The organism is Acidocella aquatica (assembly GCF_030160635.1).
GTDB lineage: Bacteria > Pseudomonadota > Alphaproteobacteria > Acetobacterales > Acetobacteraceae > Acidocella > Acidocella aquatica.
This window is the reverse complement of record NZ_BSOS01000007.1, coordinates 173,330-190,865: the sequence shown is the minus strand read 5'-3', so window position 1 is coordinate 190,865 and position 17,536 is coordinate 173,330. Positions and strand designations below refer to the sequence as shown.

Annotated in this window: 14 protein-coding genes and 1 tRNA gene; 4 read left to right on the top strand and 11 right to left on the bottom strand. The window is 65.1% G+C overall.

The window, feature by feature from the left end; genetic code table 11:
- The first annotated feature begins 2 nt into the window (after positions 1-2).
- The 4 genes from dalD (at position 3) to QQJ84_RS03000 (ending at position 5,302) form a co-directional block, all read left to right on the top strand.
- Positions 3-1,373 carry a D-arabinitol 4-dehydrogenase gene (gene dalD / locus QQJ84_RS03015; RefSeq protein WP_284256485.1) on the top strand — a complete coding sequence of 457 codons (1,371 nt, stop codon included), beginning with the start codon at positions 3-5 and terminating at the stop codon, positions 1,371-1,373.
- A gap of 6 nt (positions 1,374-1,379) precedes the next feature.
- Positions 1,380-2,828, top strand: a complete 1,449-nt coding sequence (gene xylB, locus QQJ84_RS03010; RefSeq protein WP_284256484.1) for a xylulokinase — start codon at positions 1,380-1,382, stop codon at positions 2,826-2,828.
- A 112-nt stretch (positions 2,829-2,940) separates the two neighbouring features.
- Positions 2,941-4,179 carry an ROK family transcriptional regulator gene (locus QQJ84_RS03005; protein WP_284256483.1) on the top strand — a complete coding sequence of 413 codons (1,239 nt, stop codon included), beginning with the start codon at positions 2,941-2,943 and terminating at the stop codon, positions 4,177-4,179.
- A gap of 148 nt (positions 4,180-4,327) precedes the next feature.
- Entirely contained in the window at positions 4,328-5,302 is a 975-nt protein-coding gene (locus QQJ84_RS03000; RefSeq protein ID WP_284256482.1) for a carbohydrate kinase family protein, read from the top strand.
- A 217-nt stretch (positions 5,303-5,519) separates the two neighbouring features.
- Here the strand turns inward: QQJ84_RS03000 and QQJ84_RS02995 are convergent.
- The 11 genes from QQJ84_RS02995 to QQJ84_RS02945 form a co-directional block, all read right to left on the bottom strand.
- Positions 5,520-5,596, bottom strand: a tRNA-Arg gene (locus tag QQJ84_RS02995).
- A 57-nt stretch (positions 5,597-5,653) separates the two neighbouring features.
- Positions 5,654-6,760, bottom strand: a complete 1,107-nt coding sequence (leuB, locus tag QQJ84_RS02990) for a 3-isopropylmalate dehydrogenase (RefSeq protein ID WP_284256481.1) — start codon at positions 6,758-6,760, stop codon at positions 5,654-5,656.
- Between the two features lie 4 nt (positions 6,761-6,764).
- Positions 6,765-7,379, bottom strand: coding sequence for a 3-isopropylmalate dehydratase small subunit (gene leuD, locus QQJ84_RS02985; RefSeq protein WP_284256480.1), 615 nt, complete (start codon positions 7,377-7,379; stop codon positions 6,765-6,767).
- Positions 7,379-8,782: a 3-isopropylmalate dehydratase large subunit gene (gene leuC, locus QQJ84_RS02980; protein WP_284256479.1), complete on the bottom strand. Its 1,404-nt coding sequence runs from the start codon at positions 8,780-8,782 to the stop codon at positions 7,379-7,381. The genes leuD and leuC overlap by 1 nt, the downstream gene beginning before the upstream one ends.
- A 291-nt stretch (positions 8,783-9,073) precedes the next feature.
- On the bottom strand, positions 9,074-9,457 hold the full coding sequence (rplS, locus tag QQJ84_RS02975) for a 50S ribosomal protein L19 (RefSeq protein WP_284256478.1): 384 nt from the start codon (positions 9,455-9,457) through the stop codon (positions 9,074-9,076).
- Between the two features lie 26 nt (positions 9,458-9,483).
- Positions 9,484-10,233, bottom strand: a complete 750-nt coding sequence (trmD, locus tag QQJ84_RS02970; RefSeq protein ID WP_284256477.1) for a tRNA (guanosine(37)-N1)-methyltransferase TrmD — start codon at positions 10,231-10,233, stop codon at positions 9,484-9,486.
- Entirely contained in the window at positions 10,230-10,739 is a 510-nt protein-coding gene (gene rimM, locus QQJ84_RS02965) for a ribosome maturation factor RimM (RefSeq protein ID WP_284256476.1), read from the bottom strand. The genes trmD and rimM overlap by 4 nt, the downstream gene beginning before the upstream one ends.
- Positions 10,740-10,753: 14 nt before the next feature.
- Positions 10,754-11,095, bottom strand: coding sequence for a 30S ribosomal protein S16 (gene rpsP, locus QQJ84_RS02960; RefSeq protein ID WP_284256475.1), 342 nt, complete (start codon positions 11,093-11,095; stop codon positions 10,754-10,756).
- 32 nt (positions 11,096-11,127) lie between these two features.
- Positions 11,128-12,501, bottom strand: a complete 1,374-nt coding sequence (gene ffh, locus QQJ84_RS02955) for a signal recognition particle protein (protein ID WP_284256474.1) — start codon at positions 12,499-12,501, stop codon at positions 11,128-11,130.
- A 605-nt stretch (positions 12,502-13,106) separates the two neighbouring features.
- A complete protein-coding gene (locus tag QQJ84_RS02950; protein ID WP_284256473.1) occupies positions 13,107-14,726 on the bottom strand; it encodes an NF038122 family metalloprotease in 1,620 nt (539 codons plus the stop codon).
- Between the two features lie 94 nt (positions 14,727-14,820).
- The gene (locus QQJ84_RS02945; protein WP_284256472.1) at positions 14,821-17,535 is read right to left on the bottom strand and encodes an ATP-dependent DNA helicase; all 2,715 of its coding nucleotides are present in this window, start codon (positions 17,533-17,535) and stop codon (positions 14,821-14,823) included.
- Between the last annotated feature and the right edge of the window lies 1 nt (position 17,536).

The following is a 17,536-nucleotide window of genomic DNA, read 5'->3' as shown; positions in this document are numbered from 1 at the left end:
TCATGGCAGACGTCTCAATCATCCTGCACATCGGCCTGGGCTCGTTTCACCGCGCGCATCAGGCGGTTTATCTGCAAAACCTCATGGACGCAGGGGAGACCGGCTGGCGCCTCGCGGGGGCCAATATCCGCGCCGATATGCTGGCGGTTGAAACCCAGCTCATCGCCCAGGGCGGGGTCTATCATGTCGAGACTGTAACGCCCGCGGGCGTGCGCGCCTATCAGGAAATCCATTCCATCGGCGAGATCATCCCCTGGGAGCAAAGTCTGGCGGGGCTCATCGCCTTTGGCGCGCGCCCGGAGGTTAAAATCATCTCCTTCACCGTCACCGAGGCGGGCTATTACCTCACCCCCCGCCATGAGCTGGATCTGGGCTTCCCCGATCTGGTGAGCGACCTGGAACAAGGCACGCGCCTGACGATCTACGGCGCCCTGGCGGCGATTTTGCATGCGCGCATGGTGGCAGCCGCCGGTCCGCTCACGCTGCTCTCCTGCGATAATCTGCGCAGCAACGGCGCGCGCTTTCATGATGGCTTCACCGCCTTCCTGCGCCGGCGTGGCGAGGCCGCGCTGCTGGCGTGGGTGGCGGCCAACACCACCATGCCCAGCTCGATGGTAGACCGCATCACCCCCCGCCCGGTGGCCGAACTGGCGCCGCGCGTGCGCGCGGCCTGCGGCGGCGCTGATGCCTGCCCGGTCATGGCGGAGGATTTCATTCAATGGGTGATCGAGGATGAATTTATCGCCGGGCGCCCCGCCTGGGAGCGCGCCGGCGCCTCGCTGGTGCATTCGGTGCTGCCCTATGAGGAGGCGAAAATCCGCCTGCTCAACGCCACCCATGCGCTCATCGCCTGGGCCGGCACGCTGCGCGGCTATCAGTTCATCCACGAAGGCACGCAGGATGCCGCCATCGCCCGCATGGCTTATGATTATGTGACCGGCGACGTCCTCCCCGTGCTGCAACCAAGCCCGGTGGACCTCGCCGCCTACCGCGACAAAGTGCTGGAGCGTTTCTCCAACGCCTACATCCAGGACACCAACCAGCGCGTCGCGGCTGATGGCTTCGCCAAAATCCCCGGCTGGGTCACCCCCACCATCAACGAGCGTCTGGCCCGCGGCGAGGCGATCGACAGCGTCGCGATGATCCCGGCCTTGTTCTATCTCTTCCTGCAAAGCTGGGCGGCGGGGCGCGTCGCGTATCAGTATCAGGATCAGGCGATGGACGAAGCGGCCACGCGCGCTATGCTGGCCGCCCCCGCGCCGCTTGCCGCCTTCTGCGCTGATAAACTGCTCTGGGGCGCGCTCGCGGGCGATCCGCGGCTGGTGCGGGCTATCACGGCGGCGCATGCCCGCGCGCTGGCCTGGCTCGGCTGAAGCGTCATGTATCTGGGCCTAGACCTCGGCACCTCCGCGCTCAAGGCGGTGCTGCTCGCGCCGGATCATTCGGTGGCGGGCCAGGCCAGCGCCAGCCTCGCCATCGCGCAGCCGCGGCCGCTCTGGTCTGAGCAAAACCCGGCCGACTGGGAGGCGGCGCTGTTCGCCGTCTGTGACGAGCTGGCCGCCGCCCACCCGGGCGAGATGGCGCGGGTGCGGGCCATCGGCCTGGCCGGGCAGATGCACGGCGCGGTGGTGCTCGATGCCGCCCGCCGCCCTCTGCGCCCCGCGATTTTATGGAACGACGGGCGCAGCCACGCCGAATGCGCGGCGCTGGATGCGGCGGTGCCCGATGCCCCCGCGATCACCGGCAACCGCGCCATGCCCGGCTTCACCGCGCCCAAGCTGCTCTGGCTCGCCCGCCATGAGCCGGAGGTTTTCGCGCAAATCCATCTGGTGCTGCTGCCGAAGGATTTCCTGCGCCTGCGGCTGAGCGGCGAGGCAGTGACTGACATGTCCGATGCCTCGGGCATGTTCCTGCTGGATGTCGCGGCGCGCGCCTGGTCGGCGCCCTTGGTGGCCGCCTGCAGCCTCACCCCCGCCCAGCTGCCCCGGCTGGTTGAGGGCAGCGCCCCCGCCGCCACGCTGCTGCCCCAGATGGCGCGGCGCTGGGGCATGGGCGAGGGCGTGATCCTCGCCGGTGGCGCGGGCGACAATGCCGCCTGCGCAATCGGCATGGGCGTGGTCCGCCCGGGGGATGGTTTTGTCTCGCTGGGCACGTCGGGTGTCATTTTCCGGGTGACGGATGGGTTCCAGCCCAACGCCGCCGCCTGCATCCATGCGTTCTGCCACGCCCTGCCCGGCACCTGGCATCAGATGGCGGTGATCCTCTCCGCCGCCAGCGCCTTGCGCTGGGTCACGCGGCTCACCGGCAGCGCCGATGAGGCGAGCCTGCTGGCCCAGGTGGCTCTGCTGCCACCCGAGGCGCGCGCCACGGCGCCGCTGTTTCTGCCTTATCTCTCGGGCGAGCGTACGCCCCATAACGACGCGGAGGCGACCGGCGCCTTCCTCGGCCTCACCCATGCGCACGGCGCGGCGGCTTTGGGCTACGCGGTGCTGGAAGGTGTTGCCTTTGCCTTGCGTGATGGCCTGCTGGCGTTGGGGGGCGGCGCGCCGGGCGGCAGGTTCATCCTCGTTGGCGGCGGCACGCGCAGTCCGCTCTGGTGCCAGCTTCTGGCCGATATTCTGGGTATGACATTGATATTTTCCGAAGGCGGCGAGAACGCCGGGGCGCTGGGCGCGGCCCGGCTGGCCTGGCTCGCGGATGGCGGCGCGCTTGACAGCGTTTGCCGGCAGCCTGCCGCGCAACATGTATTCACGCCCGCCAGCACCGGCTGGGCGCCGCGCTATGCCAGTTTTCGCGCCGTCTATCCAAAGCTGAACAGATTGGTTTAATTGCTGCCTCGCTCACGTTATCGATACCATCAGAAAAGCAAGGGTTTCATGCCGTTCCACGCCGTCCTTTCTCCTGTTCGCAACCAAGGCGCCACACGCGGGCCAGGGCGCAATGTCACGTAAGGGCAGCAACTCGCTACAAATCCGCCAATTCAACGAGCGTGTCGTGCTGGAGGCCATTCGCAAGCTTGGGCGAGCCTCGAAAGCGGAGATAGCCCGCAGCGCCAACCTCACGCCGCAGGCCGTGGCCGGCATTGTGGATTCGCTGCACGAGGCGGGATATGTGGTGCAGGCCGGCAAGCGCCATGGCCAGATCGGCCAGCCCTCCGTGCTCTACATGCCCAACGCCGAGCGCGCCTTCTCCATAGGCCTGCATGTCGGCAGGCGGGCGCTGAATTGCCTGATGATCGACCTCTCCGGCAAGGTGCTGCACCGGCTCACACATGAATACGCCTACCCAATACCTGACGAGGTTGCCGCCATGGCCTTGGCTGGCATCGCCGAGCTGGAATCCCGCCTGCCCCAGGCCCAGCGCGAGCGCCTTGTCGGCATTGGCGTTTCCATCCCCTATTTTTTGGGCTCCTGGCAGAGCGATCTTGGCTTCCCCGATACAATTGCCGCCGCCTGGGGGCAGTTCAACCTGCCCGACTACCTCATTAAACATACCGAATATGAAGTGTTTTTCGAGAATGACTCATCCGCTGCCGCGACGGCGCAACTGCTTCAGGGGCGCGGCACCCCCGAGCGCGATTTCATCTATCTCTACCTGAGCACAATCATCGGCGGCGGCCTTGTTCTGGGGGGCAATATCGAGACCGGCCCGCACGGCAACGCCGCCGCGTTTAATACATTTCCCGTAAGCCCCTCACAGCTCTCCAGCGTCACTCCGCCGAAGGGACATTTTGAATTATTGCAGCGCCGCGCTTCTGTTTTTGTGCTTCTCAAACATCTGCGCGCAAACGGCGTGCAGATCGAACGCGCCAGCCAGCTGGCTGAGCTGGGCGCGTTCGCCGAGCCTTATCTGCGTGAGTGGCAGGAGGATTGCGCGGATGCGCTGGCCCAGGCCATCATCGGCGCTGCATCCGTGGTTGATGTTGAGGCGATTATCATTGACGGCATCCTCCCTCCGGGGCCGCTCGCCACCACAGTCTCTCTGGTGCAATCCTGCGTGGCGGCACTGGCGCCGGAAGGTTTTGTCGCCCCCGCAATCCGCCAGGGCGAACTCGGCCCCTCCGCGGCGGCGATAGGTGCGGCGGTACTCCCCTTTTATGCCAATTTCGCGCCCAATAACGAGGTGCTGGCTAATAAATTCCACGTTGCCGCACGGCCATTTCTACGCGGAAATGTTTAAATGCCGGCCGTCTCGCGTTCTTCGATGCGACACTTGAATCAATTTGTTTTAATGATTGACAGCGTTCAACACGATCATGCACCACCGCGTCAGCTGACAAAAAAATGTGACGCTTGCGGTAGTTTTTTTAATATCCAAGGGAGTTGAAATGTTTCTTGTCTGTGGGGAAGCGCTGTTTGACATGTTTGCGAACCGCAGCACCGATGGCGCGTTAACATTCTCGGCCCATCGCGGCGGATCACCCTATAATGTCGCGGTGGGGCTTGCGCGCCTGGGCAGCTCCGCTGGATTTTTTGCTGGTATTTCCACTGATTTTTTTGGCGACATGCTGTGTGAGGCGCTGGCCGCCGAGGGCGTCTCCCCGCATTACCTCGTGCGTAAACCAAACCCGACAACACTCAGTTTCGTGTTGCTGGACGCCACCGGCACGCCGCGTTACACTTTTTTTGGCAATGACGCAGCCGACCGCGCCCTGCTTCCCGCGGACATTCCAAGCCTGCCCCCCACGGTGACAGCCTTGCATTTCGGCTCTTTCGCCCTGGCCGTACCGCCAGTCGCCGATACGTTGTTGCAATTTGGCCGCGCGATGGCGGGGCAGCGGCTTATTTCCTATGATCCGAATATCCGCCTGAGCGTGGTCCCCGAGATTGCGCTCTGGCGCGCGCGGGTCGCCGAATGGCTGGCCATCGCGGATATCGTGAAGGTCTCGCAGGAAGATCTGCAATCTCTCTATCCCGGTGTTGATGAAAGAGAGATAGCGCGCGAATGGGCGGCGCGGGGTCCGGGCCTTGTGGTGGTTACGCGCGGCGGGGCAGGGGCGGTGGCATTTCTGGGCGGCGCTCAGGTTGAAGTCGCCGCCCCCGCGATCACCGTGGTTGACACCGTAGGCGCGGGCGATTCCTTCCAGGCGGCGCTGCTGCATGGGCTGCATCAGCAAGGCGCGGTCTCGCGCGCAACATTGGAGGTATTGCCGCTCGATGCCCTGCGCGCAACCCTGAACCTCGCCGCCGCCGCTGGCGCGCTGACCTGCACCCGCGTCGGCGCGGATTTGCCGCGTGCCTCGGAAATTCTTGAGATTAGGGAAAGAACCAAATCCCAGCCTCCGGCCGGAGCGAGGTATTAAGCCGGGCGGCGGCCCCTATCAGCGCGATCAGGTTCTAGCCGTTTTTCTGAGGGCGATTCACGCTTTCGGCTCGCTCGGTTGAGCGAACCTCAAACGATCGCATTCTAAAACGCAAAGATCACCAATGCCCTGGCGGGGATACCGTGGGCCGCCAAAAAGAAACGGCCACTCACCCTGGAGGGGAATGACCGTAAACCCTTGATTACAGCAGGAAAAATGGCGCGCCCGAAGAGATTCGAACTCCTGACCCTCAGATTCGTAGTCTGATGCTCTATCCAGCTGAGCTACGGGCGCGTCGTGCGGCGCGGTTTAGCTGAAGCTTCACCGCACTGCAATAGTGGCGGCGAAAGTTTACAGCGCTTCCAGCTCCGCGAGCAGCGCATCGCCCATTTCCGAGGTGGAAATTTTTGCCCGGCCGGGCATGGCGATGTCCGGCGTGCGCCCGGCCTTCGCCAGCACGTTCTCCACGGCCTGCTCGATCAGCGCGGCGTTCGCCCCCTGGCCGAAGGAATAGCGCAGCATCAGCGCCAGGCTCAGTATCTGCGCCAGCGGGTTGGCGAGGCCCTTGCCGGCGATGTCGGGCGCAGAGCCGTGGATCGGCTCATAGAACCCCGCACGGCGCCCGGAAGGCTCCACGGCGCCCAGCGTGGCCGAGGGCAGCAGCCCGAGCGAGCCGGTGAGCATGGCCGCGAGGTCGGAGAGGATGTCGCCAAACAGGTTCCCAGTCACGATCACGTCAAACTGCCGCGGATTTTTGGCCAGCTGCATGGCGCAGTTGTCGGCATACATATGGCTGAGCTGCACATCCGGATATTCGGCCGCATGCAGCGCCGTCATCACCTGGCGCCAGAGCAGCCCGCTTTCCATCACATTGGCTTTCTCCACGCTGCACACGCGGTTCTGCCGCTTGCGCGCCAGCTCGAACGCCACCCGCCCCACGCGCTCGATCTCACCCGTGGTATAAACCTCGGTGTTCACGCCGCGCTTGCTGCCATCGGGCAGGGTCTCGATGCCGCGCGGCTCGCCGAAATAAATCCCGCCGATCAACTCGCGCACGATCATGATATCCAGCCCGCGCACCAGTTCCGGCTTCAGCGAGCTGGCATCCACCAGCGCATCGAACACCTTTGCCGGGCGCAGGTTGGCGAACACGCCCATCTCCTTGCGCAGTTTCAGCAGCGCCGCCTCGGGGCGGATATCGAAGGGCACGGTGTCCCATTTCGGCCCGCCGACGGAGCCGAACAACACCGCATCCGCCGCCAGCGCATGCGCCAGGGCCGCCTCGGTCAGCGGCACGCCATGTGCGTCGATGGAAGCGCCGCCGACCAGCTCCTCGGTGATCGCAAAATCCGCGCGGCCGGTTTTTTGCAGCCAGTCCAGCACGCGCTTGGCCTGCGCCATCACTTCGGGGCCAATGCCGTCGCCCGGCATCAGCAACAGGTTTTTACGCTCACTCATGGTTTCAGACTCCGTTAATGGCCGGCTTCCAGCTCGGGGTTTTGGCTTCATAGGCATCAATCGCGGCGGCATGCTCCAGCGTCAGGCCGATATCGTCGAGTCCGTTCAGCAGGCAGTGCTTGCGAAAAGCATCCACCTCGAAATGGATTTCCTCGCCGTCGGGGCGCACCACCACCTGCTTTTCCAGGTCTATGGTCAGGCGTGCATTCGTCCCCTGCGCCGCGTCGTCCATCAACTGCTCGCAGACATCCGCCGGCAGCACGATCGGCAGAATGCCGTTCTTGAAGCAGTTGCCATGGAAAATATCGGCGAAACTCGGCGCGATCACGCAACGGATGCCAAAATCCAGCAGCGCCCAGGGCGCATGCTCGCGCGACGAGCCGCAGCCGAAATTATCCCCGGCAACAAGAATTTGCGCCTGGCGGTATTTCGGCTGGTTGAGCACGAACGCCGGATTTTCCGAGCCATCGGCATTGTAGCGCATATCCGCGAACAGGCTCTTGCCCAGCCCGCTGCGCTTGATGGTCTTCAAAAACCGCGCCGGGATAATTTTGTCGGTGTCCACATTCGCCAGATTCAACGGTGCGGCGGGGGCGGTGAGGCGGGTGAATTTATCCATTACACAAGCTCCCGGACATCGGTAAGAACGCCGGTGACGGCGGCGGCGGCGGCCATGGCGGGGGAGAGCAGGTGGGTGCGCCCGCCCGGCCCCTGGCGGCCTTCAAAGTTGCGGTTGGAGGTGCTGGCGCAACGCTGCCCTGGCGTCAGCTTGTCAGGGTTCATGCCCAGGCACATCGAGCACCCGGCCTCGCGCCATTCAAACCCCGCATCGGTGAAGATTTTCGCCAGCCCCTCGGCCTCGGCCTGCGCCTTCACCAGCCCCGAGCCCGGCACCACCAGCACACGCACACCCGGCGCCACATGGCGGCCCTTGGCCACCGCGGCGGCGGCGCGCATGTCCTCAATGCGCGAGTTGGTGCAGGAGCCGATGAACACAACATCCACCTTGGTGCCAGCAATCTTCTGGCCTGGCTGCAAATCCATATAGCGCAGCATCTGTTGCAGCTGCGCGCGGCGCGCCTCGTCCGGCTCGGCCTGCGGGTCGGGCACCGTGCCGGTAATGGGGATCACCGCCTCCGGGCTGGTCCCCCATGTCACCTGCGGCACAATCTCAGCGGCGTTCAACACCACGATTTTATCGTAATGCGCGCCTTCGTCGCTCGGCAGCGTCTTCCAATACGCCACGGCCTTTTCGAAATCCTCGCCCTTGGGCGCATACGGCCGGCCCTCGATGTATTCAAACGTCGTCTCATCCGGTGCGATCAGCCCGGCACGCGCGCCCGCCTCGATGCTCATGTTGCAGACGGTCAGTCGCCCGGCCATGTCCAGCGCCCTTATCGCCTCGCCGCCGAACTCGATGACATGCCCCGTGCCGCCCGCGGTGCCGATCTTGCCGATAATCGCCAGCACAATGTCCTTGCCGGTGCAGCCGGGGGGCAGCACGCCGTCCACCCGCACCAGCATGTTCTTGGCCGGCTTCTGCAACAAGGTCTGCGTCGCCAGCACATGCTCAACCTCGGAGGTGCCGATGCCAAACGCCAGCGCCCCCAGCGCGCCATGCGTGCTGGTGTGCGAATCCCCGCAAACAATGGTGAAGCCCGGGAGCGAAATCCCCTGCTCCGGCCCGATGACATGCACAATGCCCTGCCGCGCGTCGCTCACCGGAAAATAAGGCACCCCGAACGCCGCGACATTGGCCTCCAGCGTCTCAATCTGCAGCTTGCTCTCCGGCTCGTTGATGCCGTTCAGCCGGTCCGCATCCGTGGGGATATTATGGTCTACCACCGCAATCGTCTCATCCACGCGCCGAACCTTGCGCCCCGCCAGCCGCAACCCCTCAAACGCCTGCGGCGAGGTCACCTCATGCACCAAATGCCGGTCAATATAGAGAACGCACGTGCCGTCCTCCAAACGCTCCACCACATGCGCATCCCAAATCTTGTCAAATAAAGTCCGTGACATCGAGACGGCTCCTTCTGATTAAGGAAGGCCAAGGGGCGTCGGCCCTAAGGGCCGCCTATTAGCTAACAGGCGCACCTTCGGTGCGACGCCCCCTGGACCCCCGCGAAGGGCCGCGCCCTTCGATCCGCGATAGTTAAGGGTTTTGGGAGGGAGGGGTAAGGCGCATCGCGGACGGGAGTTATACCCGATGACCGGAGTTGCGCCTTACCCCTCCCTCCCAAAACCCTAATTAATGGGTTCTAAGGGCTAGCCCTTAGTGGGGGTTGAGGGGGCAAAGCCCCCTCAGCTTCCTTACTCCGCAGGAGCGGCTTCGACTTCGCGGGCTTTTTCGGCGATACGGGCGGATTTACCGCGGCGGCCGCGCAGGTAGTAGAGTTTGGCGCGGCGCACGTCGCCCCGGCGCATCACGTGGATTTCCGAGATGGTGGGCGCGTAGAGCTGGAAGATACGTTCCACGCCTTCGCCGTAGGAGATTTTCCGCACGGTGAAGGAGGAGTTGATGCCGCGGTTGGAGCGGGCGATGCAGACGCCTTCAAAAGCCTGCACGCGCGAGCGCTCGCCTTCCTTAACGTTGACGCTGACGCGCACGGTATCACCGGGGGCGAACGGCGGGATGGGTTTGCCGGCGGTGAGTTTGGCGATCTGTTCGGCGTCGATGGTCTGGATAATGTTCATGGTCGGGTCCTTTTCGAAAGCGGTGTTTAGGGTGCCTGGGCACCAGATGCAATGTATTGGTTGTACAGGTCCGGTCTGCGGGTTTTGGTGGTTTGGCGGGCAGCCGCCAGCCGCCAGGCGGCGATGGCGGCGTGGTTGCCGGAGGTGAGTGTCTCCGGCACGGCGCGGTCCGCCCAAATGGCCGGGCGGGTGTAGTGCGGGTATTCCAGCAGCGGGGCGGAGAAGCTCTCCTCCACGGCGCTATCGGCCGCCCCCATAACGCCCGGCAGCAGGCGGATGGCGGCATCAAGCAGCACCAGGGAAGCAATTTCCCCGCCGGAGAGCACATAGTCTCCGATGGAAATTTCTTCCGCCTGGCGGGCGTCGATCACCCGCTGGTCGATGCCTTCAAAGCGCCCGCAGAGCAGGATAACCCCTGGCCCTTCGGCCAGTTCGCGCACCCGTTTTTGAGTCAGCGGCTTGCCGCGCGGTGTGAGCACGATGAGCGGGCGTTCGTCAGCCGCTGAACCGGGGGTGGCATCCGCCGATGAACCGGGGGTGGCATCCGCCACCGAGCCGATGGCGGCGTCCAAAACATCCGGCCGCATGACCATTCCGGCTCCGCCGCCAAAGGGCGTGTCATCCACGCTGCGGTGGCGGCCCAGCCCAAAGTCGCGAATATCCGTGACTTTCAGGCTCCAGGTCCCCGCTTCCATCGCCTTGCCCGCCAGGGACTCGCCCAGCGGCCCAGGAAACATGGACGGGAAAATGGTCAGCACATCGGCGCGCCAGCTCATGACGGCACCACCACTTCAACCGGCGGCACCACCACGACATATCCGGCGGCAATATCCACCACCGGCACGGCCGCGCGGGTAAAGGGCACCAGCAGCGCGCCCGGAGAAATCTCCAGGCTCGGGCCGCCGCCATAGTCATGCACGGCGGTGATGCTGCCAATTTCCACCCCGGCCTCGTTACGGGCCTTCAGGCCAATAAGGTCGGTGAGGTAGAATTCCTCCTCCTCAAGCGCCGGCAACGCTTCGCGCGGCGCGAATAGCTCGGTGTTGGTGAGCTTTTCCGCCTCGTTGCGGTCGGTGATCGCACGGTTTCCCTTGGCCGTGATCTCGCTCAGCTGCGCGACATTGTCGTGCACCCATTCCAGCGAGAAGCGGCGCCCGGTGCGGTCGCTCAGCGGATACTCCGCCAGTGCCCCGGAATCCTCGGCAAAGCAGTTGACGCGCAGGAGCCCCCGCACGCCATGAGGCTTGCCGATCACGCCCATCAGGATCAACCGTTCGTTCACCTAACTGCCTTTAATTAAGCGGCGGCTTTCGCGCGCTCGGCGGCGCGTTCCTGCGCCTTCTTCTTCGGCGCGGACTGCTTGGGCTGCTCCGGATACACCGGCATCGCGATCAGCCCGGCCTTGCCGAGGAATTTGGCAACGCGGTCGGTCGGCTGCGCGCCATTGGCGATCCAATGGGTCAGGCGCTCGCTCACCAGCGTCACGCGGTCGGCGTGTTCGGCGGGGAGCATCGGGTTATAGGTGCCGACGCGCTCGATGAACTTGCCATCGCGCGGGCTGTTCGCGTCAGCGATCACGATATGGTAGAACGGGCGCTTCTTGGCGCCGGCGCGCGACAGACGAATTTTAACAGACATGGTAACTCCTCAAGGTTAAACGGTAAAAATCTTCAGAACGGGCGGCGCCCCCCTTTGGCGCCCCCCATGGCGGCCTGCATCTGGCGCATCATCGCCTCCTGGCCGCCGGCTTTATTCATGCGTTTCATCATGGTGGACATGTCATCAAACTGCTTCAGCAGCTTGTTGACCTCCTGCACCGACGTGCCAGACCCCGCCGCCACCCGCTTCTTGCGGCTGGCCTTCAGCAGGTCCGGGTTGCGGCGCTCGGCCTTGGTCATCGAGCTGATGATCGCGGCCTGGCGCTTGAACATGGTGGTATCGAGATTCGCATCCTCGATCTGCTTCTTGATCTTGCCGACGCCGGGCAGCATGCCCAAAATCCCCGACAGCGACCCCATTTTGGAAATCTGCTTGAGCTGCGAGGCATAATCGTCAAGGTCGAACTTGCCCTTGGCCATGCGCTTTGCGAGTTTCTCGGCCTCCGCCTGGTCAATATTCTGCGCCGCCCGCTCCACCAGGCCGACGATATCGCCCATGCCGAGAATCCGCCCGGCGATCCGCTCGGGGTTGAACTCATCCAGCGCATCCAGCTTCTCGCCAGTGCCTGCCAGTTTGATCGGCGCGCCGGTGACCGCGCGCATCGAGAGCGCGGCGCCGCCACGGGCATCGCCGTCGAGGCGGGTCATCACGATGCCGGTAATGCCCAGCGCCTGATTAAAGGCGGTGGCGGTGGTCACCGCGTCCTGGCCGGTCATGGCATCGACCACCAGCAGAGTCTCGACCGGATTCACCGCGAAACGGATGGATTTGACTTCCTCCATCAGCGCCGCGTCGATGGAGAGCCGCCCCGCGGTATCCAGAATCACCACGTCGAAAACTTCGCGCCGCGCCACATCCATGGCCCGCTGCGCGATTTGCAGGGGTGTCTGCCCGGCGATAATCGGCAGGCTCGCCACCTCGGCCCGCTGCGCCAGCTGCTCCAGCTGCAACTGCGCCGCCGGGCGCTGCGTATCCAGGCTCGCCAGCAACACCTTTTTGCGCTCACGCGTGCGCAGCCGCAGCGCCAGCTTGCCCGAGGTGGTGGTTTTGCCCGAACCCTGCAAGCCAACCATGAGGATGGGAATAGGCGAGGGGGCCAGCAGATTAACCGGCACCACCGCGCCGCCGAGCGCTTCAACCAGCGCATCGTTGACGATTTTGACAACCATCTGCCCCGGCGAGACCGAGCGCAGCACTTCCGCGCCGACAGCCTTTTCCTTCACCGTGGCGATAAAATCCTTCACCACCGGCAGCGCGACGTCAGCATCCAGCAGCGCCAGACGGATCTCCCGCAGCGCCTCGGTCACATCAGCCTCGGACAAGCTCCCCCTGCGGCGGAGCCGGTCGAAAACCTCACCTAATTTGCCCGACAGCGTGTCGAACATGCTCTACCTACCTCACAACGCAAAACGCGCCGTGGTGCGAACCCTCGCAGCACGGCGGACGAATGTTTGCACCCCGTAGAGCCGGGGGGCGGCAAAGTCAAGGCGGGGGGCGGGGCAGGGGGCGTTTGCACCCAGTTCAGTCATTGATCGTCAGGGCGCGGCATCCCGAACGCTGACATAGCGTAGGATGGGTGAGCGCAGCGTAACCCATCAATCCCCCGGCCTTCCGAGATAGCGATGGGTAGCGCTGCGCTCACCCATCCTACGCTTGCTTCGCTCTGAATCTGGGGTTTCGGTTATAACCGACAGTTGGGTCGTTAGCCCGCAAGGAAACGATCGTTTCGTGTTCTAGTTTAAGCACTTCAGCATTCGTAGCAGTTTCTGATTCCCACAAAATTTCCCGGCGGATCGTTATGTCGCGCCTTGATTCGCGGGTAGGAAAATCGGCTTCAATGAGTCTGCAATTCGGGCTTCCGAAGTATCTGATCGTATCAGTTAAATCGCTGCCAACATAAATTTTTCCATTTGGCCATGTGATTTTATATATAACCTTGAACATGATCTTCCTTTATAAGCGTCTGGCCGGTTCGGCTTAGGCTCCCCCCTCAAGCCACCCGCGCCACCTCACCCCCAACCCCCACTTCCGCCCCATCCAACGCGCGGCGCACCGAAACCGCGCCCTTAGCCCCCGCCGGAATCGCCACCGCGAATCCGCAGCATCCGCTGCCCAGCCCCGCCGCCCGCACATCCGCCCGGTAGCCGTTGGCCACCACCCGCGCCACTACCTCGGCCCCGGCGAAAACCAGCAGCTCCACCGGCACCTCAGGGCACGCCTCGCAAACCGCCCAGCCCGCGCAAACTTCCGGCCCGGCCACCTCCAGCGCCCCGCGCAACGCTCCGGCCAATTCGGCCACCGGCGCAATCCCCGCCCGCGCGTTCACCGCTGCCTGCGCATCGCGCAGCCCAAAACCATCCTCCAGCCGCGCCATACAGGCCAAGGGCGCCGCCTCTTCACCTGGATACAGCGCCTCAAATGCCGCCGCGTTATGGAATTTCTGGCGCTCGCCAATATCGAGATAACTCTCCGCCGGGCAGTTTTCCGCGAACACCACATCATGCGCCGCCAGCTCGATATGATAATAGCTGACCCGCTCCACGCTCTGCGCCTGCGTCACGCTCACGCCGTTCACCAGCCGCCATGCCGGCACCAGCCCGCCACCGGCCAGAATCCCATGCCCGGGCGAGACCCAAAGCGCCCGCGCGGGCACCCCATCGCCCAGCGCCCCGGCCTTGATGCAAACCGGCAGCATCAGGTGGTTTCCTTTTAAAAACCGCCCGTCATAATGGCTGATCCCGATCCACTTAACCCGCTGGCGCCCCTTGAAGAGGCTCAACACCTCATCGCCGAGCGCCAGGCTCTCCACCGCCACTTCGCCATCCGGCGTGGCGATGCGCGTCCCCGCCGCGAAGCACAGCACATTGAACCCCAGCGCGCTCATCAGCGTCATGTCAGCCGATGAAATTGTGTTCAGCACGCCCGGATTGGCATAGGCGGTGAAGGCGTCGTTCCCGGCGTTGGACGCCCAGTCGGAGAGGTCGGACGCGGTTGAAAGCGTGTCGACCGCCGTGGTGCCGCCGTCGACCGAGATATATGTCAGGTTCGCGCCGTTGGTCTGCAGCGTGCCGGGCGACGCATATTTATATAAATCCATGATGAACTGCGGCCGGCCGGAATTCGCGTCGATCCGCCCCAGCGCATGTGTCAGCTCATGCTCGGCGATGCCGACAAAATCATACTGGTTGGATGGCACGCTGGTCCCGGTGGTGCTGAAATCCAGCGTCTGGCCTGCGGTGCCGAAGGTAACTGACCCGTCCTGCCCCGGCCCGGCGGAGCCTGTCATAAGGCCGAGCGCCTCGGCCTGCGCATCGGAAATCAATAGATACCCGGTCCCGGTCGGGTCCACGGCGGGCAGGTTGGCGGCGGCCTCTATGCCTGCGGGGGTTGAGGCATGGGCCTTCAGCGCGGCGGCAACGGCGGCGTAGCTGTATTGCCCCATATTTGGCCCGCCCTCGCCGAACACGGCCTGGTTCCAGGAGACCGAAAGGCTGACCGTCACGGGGTCGGTTATCAGCGCGTCGAGCTGGCTGGCCGCATAATCCATGGCCGTGATGAAACCGGCGGGAGCAAAGCTCGTACTTGCATCAAAAACCAGTTGAATATCCATCGGTCTGCCTTTTGCGTCCGCGCGCGTTCAGGTTGTGGCGCGGCTGTGTTGGTTTTAACAACAAGCTTGCGCGCCGGAAAAGAAATTTCGCGCCCTATCCCTGCAAAAACCGCCGTATCCCGGCCACGGCCTCGGCCAGGCCAGAGCGGATAACCGGCGCCCCCTCGGGGAAGGCGCTCAGCAGCCGCGAGGGCATCTGCCGGTCCAGCAGCACGAACACGCCCCGGTCATCGGCCCGGCGGATCAGCCGCCCGAACGCCTGGCGCAACCTTAAGCGCACGATTGCATCGTCATAATCCTTGGGCGCCCCGCCGGAGAGATGCGTGCGCCGGGTGCGGTGCAGAATATCCGGGCGCGGCCAGGGCGTGCGCTCGAACACCACGAGCCGCAGCGCGTTGCCGGGAATATCCACGCCGTCGCGCATCGCATCGGTGCCGAGCAGGCAGGAGTGTTCCTCGGCGCGGAAAATATCCACCAGCGTGGCGTTGTCCATGGCGTCCACATGCTGGGCGTAGAGCGCAATTCCCGCCTCCTCCAGCGGTTTGGCGATGCGCGCCTGCACCGCGCGCAGCCGCGAGATGGCGGTGAACAGCCCCAGCCCGCCGCCGCCCGCGGCCTGAAACAGCGCCTGATACGCCCCGGCCAGCGCCCCCATGTCCTGCGTGTTCACATCCGTGATCAGCGCGATGCGCGTGCGGTCCGCATAATCAAACGGCGAGCCGAACGCCGCGCGGATGGCGGGCGCGGCCAGATGCGCCGCCCCGGTGCGCGCTTCCGCGCCCTCCCAGGCGGTCTCGTTGTCGGTTCCGTCGCGCAGCGTGGCGGAGGTGATGAGCATGCCATGCGCCGGGCGGGCGATGGTCTCGATGAACGCCTCCGTCGGGTCGAGCAGGTGCGAGAGCAGCAACACGTCGCGGTCGGTTCCCGCCTCGCGGTCCAGGCGCAAAAACTCGATTCGCCCCGGCCGCTCGCCAGGTTTGGCCTCGGCCGCCAGCCCGTCCAATATCCGCCGCCATGCGGTGATGCTGTCAATCGCCCGGCGCTTGATGCTGCGCGCGGTGCCCTCCAGCCGTTGGCGCGAGGTCTCCTCCAGCGTTTCCGCCTCGGCCTCCAGCCGCTCCAGAAAGCGCTGCCGCAACGCCACCAGGGGCAGGCGCAGCTTCTCCAGCGCGGCCGAGAGCGCGGCGGCCACCGGCAAAATCCCCGGGTCGATCGGGTGCAGATCCACCTCGAACCCCATCGCCCCTTTAATCTCCGCCTCCGTGCCGCGTGCCAGCGCCTGCACCCGCAGCGCCCGCAAAAACGCCTCCGCCGGGTTTTTGTCAGATTCCAGCTCAGGGTCGAGCCGGGTGGAGAACATTGGCGCGGGCAACGCCTTGGCCGCCAGCAGCGCCGCGTCCAGCGTGCGCTTTATGGCATCGTCCGTGGCGGCGAAATCCTCCAGCCGCCGCGCCAGCCCCCGCGCGCGTGAGCGCGCACCCTCCGCCCCCAGCAGCCAGCGCCGCAGCTCCGCCATCGCCGCGCCGGAAAGCTCCACCGCGAACGCGCTGTCGGCGGCATCGAAAATATGGTGCCCCTCGTCGAACACATAGCGCGTGGGCACATAATCATCATCCAGCCCGCCCCAGACGGCCTGCGCCATCACCAGCGCGTGGTTGGCGATCACCAAATCCGCCTCGCGGGCGTTGCGGATCACCCGCTCGATCACGCAGGCGGAAAAATGCGGGCAGGCGGCGTGGATGCACTCGCCCCGCCGGTCCGCGATCTGGGCCAAGAGGCCATGGCCGTACAATTCCGCGAACCAGCCCGGCAGGTCGCCGCCGAACAAATCGCCATCCGCGCTCGCCATCGCCCAGCGCGCCACCAGCCCCAGCGGCACGGCGTAGCGCTCCACGCCCATCGCGTCCTCGAAATTGAGCAGGCAGAGGTAATTCTCCCGCCCCTTGCGCAGCACCACCTTGGTGCCCTCCGGCAGGCGCCCCGCCTCCTGCTCGATCTGGCGCTGCAAATGCCGGGTAAAGGTGGAAACCCACACCGCGCCCTTGTTCTGCTGCGCCCACAGGCTGGCGGGGGCCAGATAGCCCAGCGTCTTGCCCGTGCCTGTGCCGGCTTCAGCCAGCACCACATGCGGCTGGCCTTCCGCTTGGCGGGGCTCGAATGCCGCCGTCGCCGCCGAGGCATAATCAGCCTGCGCCGGGCGCTGCTCCGCCTCCGGCCCCAGCAGCGTGGCCAGGCGTGCCCGCGCCTGCCCGGAGGTCACCGCAAATGCCGAGGGCGGCGGGCGAGGGGCGGATTCCTCCCATTTCGGCAGGCGCTTCCAAAGCCGCATCGCCATGCCGTCGGGCCTTGCGGCGGGTTGCCCCAGCGCCGCCAGCACATAAGGCGCCCAGCCCCAGCCGGCGGCCCCCATGCGCGCCGCCAGCCCCGCCGCGTCCTGGTTCGCGGGCACATTTTTGCCCGCCGCCAGCCTGGCCAGCAGCGCCTCGGCCATCGGCGCCAGCAGCCGCGCGCCTTCCTCCAGCGTTTCCGGCACCTCCATCTCCAACGCGCGCGCCAGCCCGGCGGGTGTGGGCGCCAAGCCGCGCGCCGGGCACACGAAGGCAAATAATTCCAACAAATCCAGCACCTGCACGGCCGGATTGCCCAGCCGCTTCAGCGTCGCCGGGCCATGCACCAGCAGCGGCACCGCGCCGCCGAGCTGTTTGGCGACACTCCCCGGCCTAATTTCCACAGCCTCGCCGCCATGCGTCAGCAGCACGGCGCGGCCGTGACCGGCAACAAGGGCGGGGGAGTCCGGCAGGAAAGGCATT

Excerpts from the sequence above, each read along its gene's own strand:
- dalD (WP_284256485.1), top strand. The coding sequence starts at position 3 with ATGGCAGACGTCTCAATCATCCTGCACATCGGCCTGGGCTCGTTTCAC.
- xylB (WP_284256484.1), top strand. The coding sequence starts at position 1,380 with ATGTATCTGGGCCTAGACCTCGGCACCTCCGCGCTCAAGGCGGTGCTG.
- QQJ84_RS03005 (WP_284256483.1), top strand. The coding sequence starts at position 2,941 with ATGTCACGTAAGGGCAGCAACTCGCTACAAATCCGCCAATTCAACGAG.
- QQJ84_RS03000 (WP_284256482.1), top strand. The coding sequence starts at position 4,328 with ATGTTTCTTGTCTGTGGGGAAGCGCTGTTTGACATGTTTGCGAACCGC.
- leuB (WP_284256481.1), bottom strand. The coding sequence starts at position 6,760 with ATGAGTGAGCGTAAAAACCTGTTGCTGATGCCGGGCGACGGCATTGGC.
- leuD (WP_284256480.1), bottom strand. The coding sequence starts at position 7,379 with ATGGATAAATTCACCCGCCTCACCGCCCCCGCCGCACCGTTGAATCTG.
- leuC (WP_284256479.1), bottom strand. The coding sequence starts at position 8,782 with ATGTCACGGACTTTATTTGACAAGATTTGGGATGCGCATGTGGTGGAG.
- rplS (WP_284256478.1), bottom strand. The coding sequence starts at position 9,457 with ATGAACATTATCCAGACCATCGACGCCGAACAGATCGCCAAACTCACC.
- trmD (WP_284256477.1), bottom strand. The coding sequence starts at position 10,233 with ATGAGCTGGCGCGCCGATGTGCTGACCATTTTCCCGTCCATGTTTCCT.
- rpsP (WP_284256475.1), bottom strand. The coding sequence starts at position 11,095 with ATGTCTGTTAAAATTCGTCTGTCGCGCGCCGGCGCCAAGAAGCGCCCG.
- ffh (WP_284256474.1), bottom strand. The coding sequence starts at position 12,501 with ATGTTCGACACGCTGTCGGGCAAATTAGGTGAGGTTTTCGACCGGCTC.
- QQJ84_RS02950 (WP_284256473.1), bottom strand. The coding sequence starts at position 14,726 with ATGGATATTCAACTGGTTTTTGATGCAAGTACGAGCTTTGCTCCCGCC.
- QQJ84_RS02945 (WP_284256472.1), bottom strand. The coding sequence starts at position 17,535 with ATGCCTTTCCTGCCGGACTCCCCCGCCCTTGTTGCCGGTCACGGCCGC.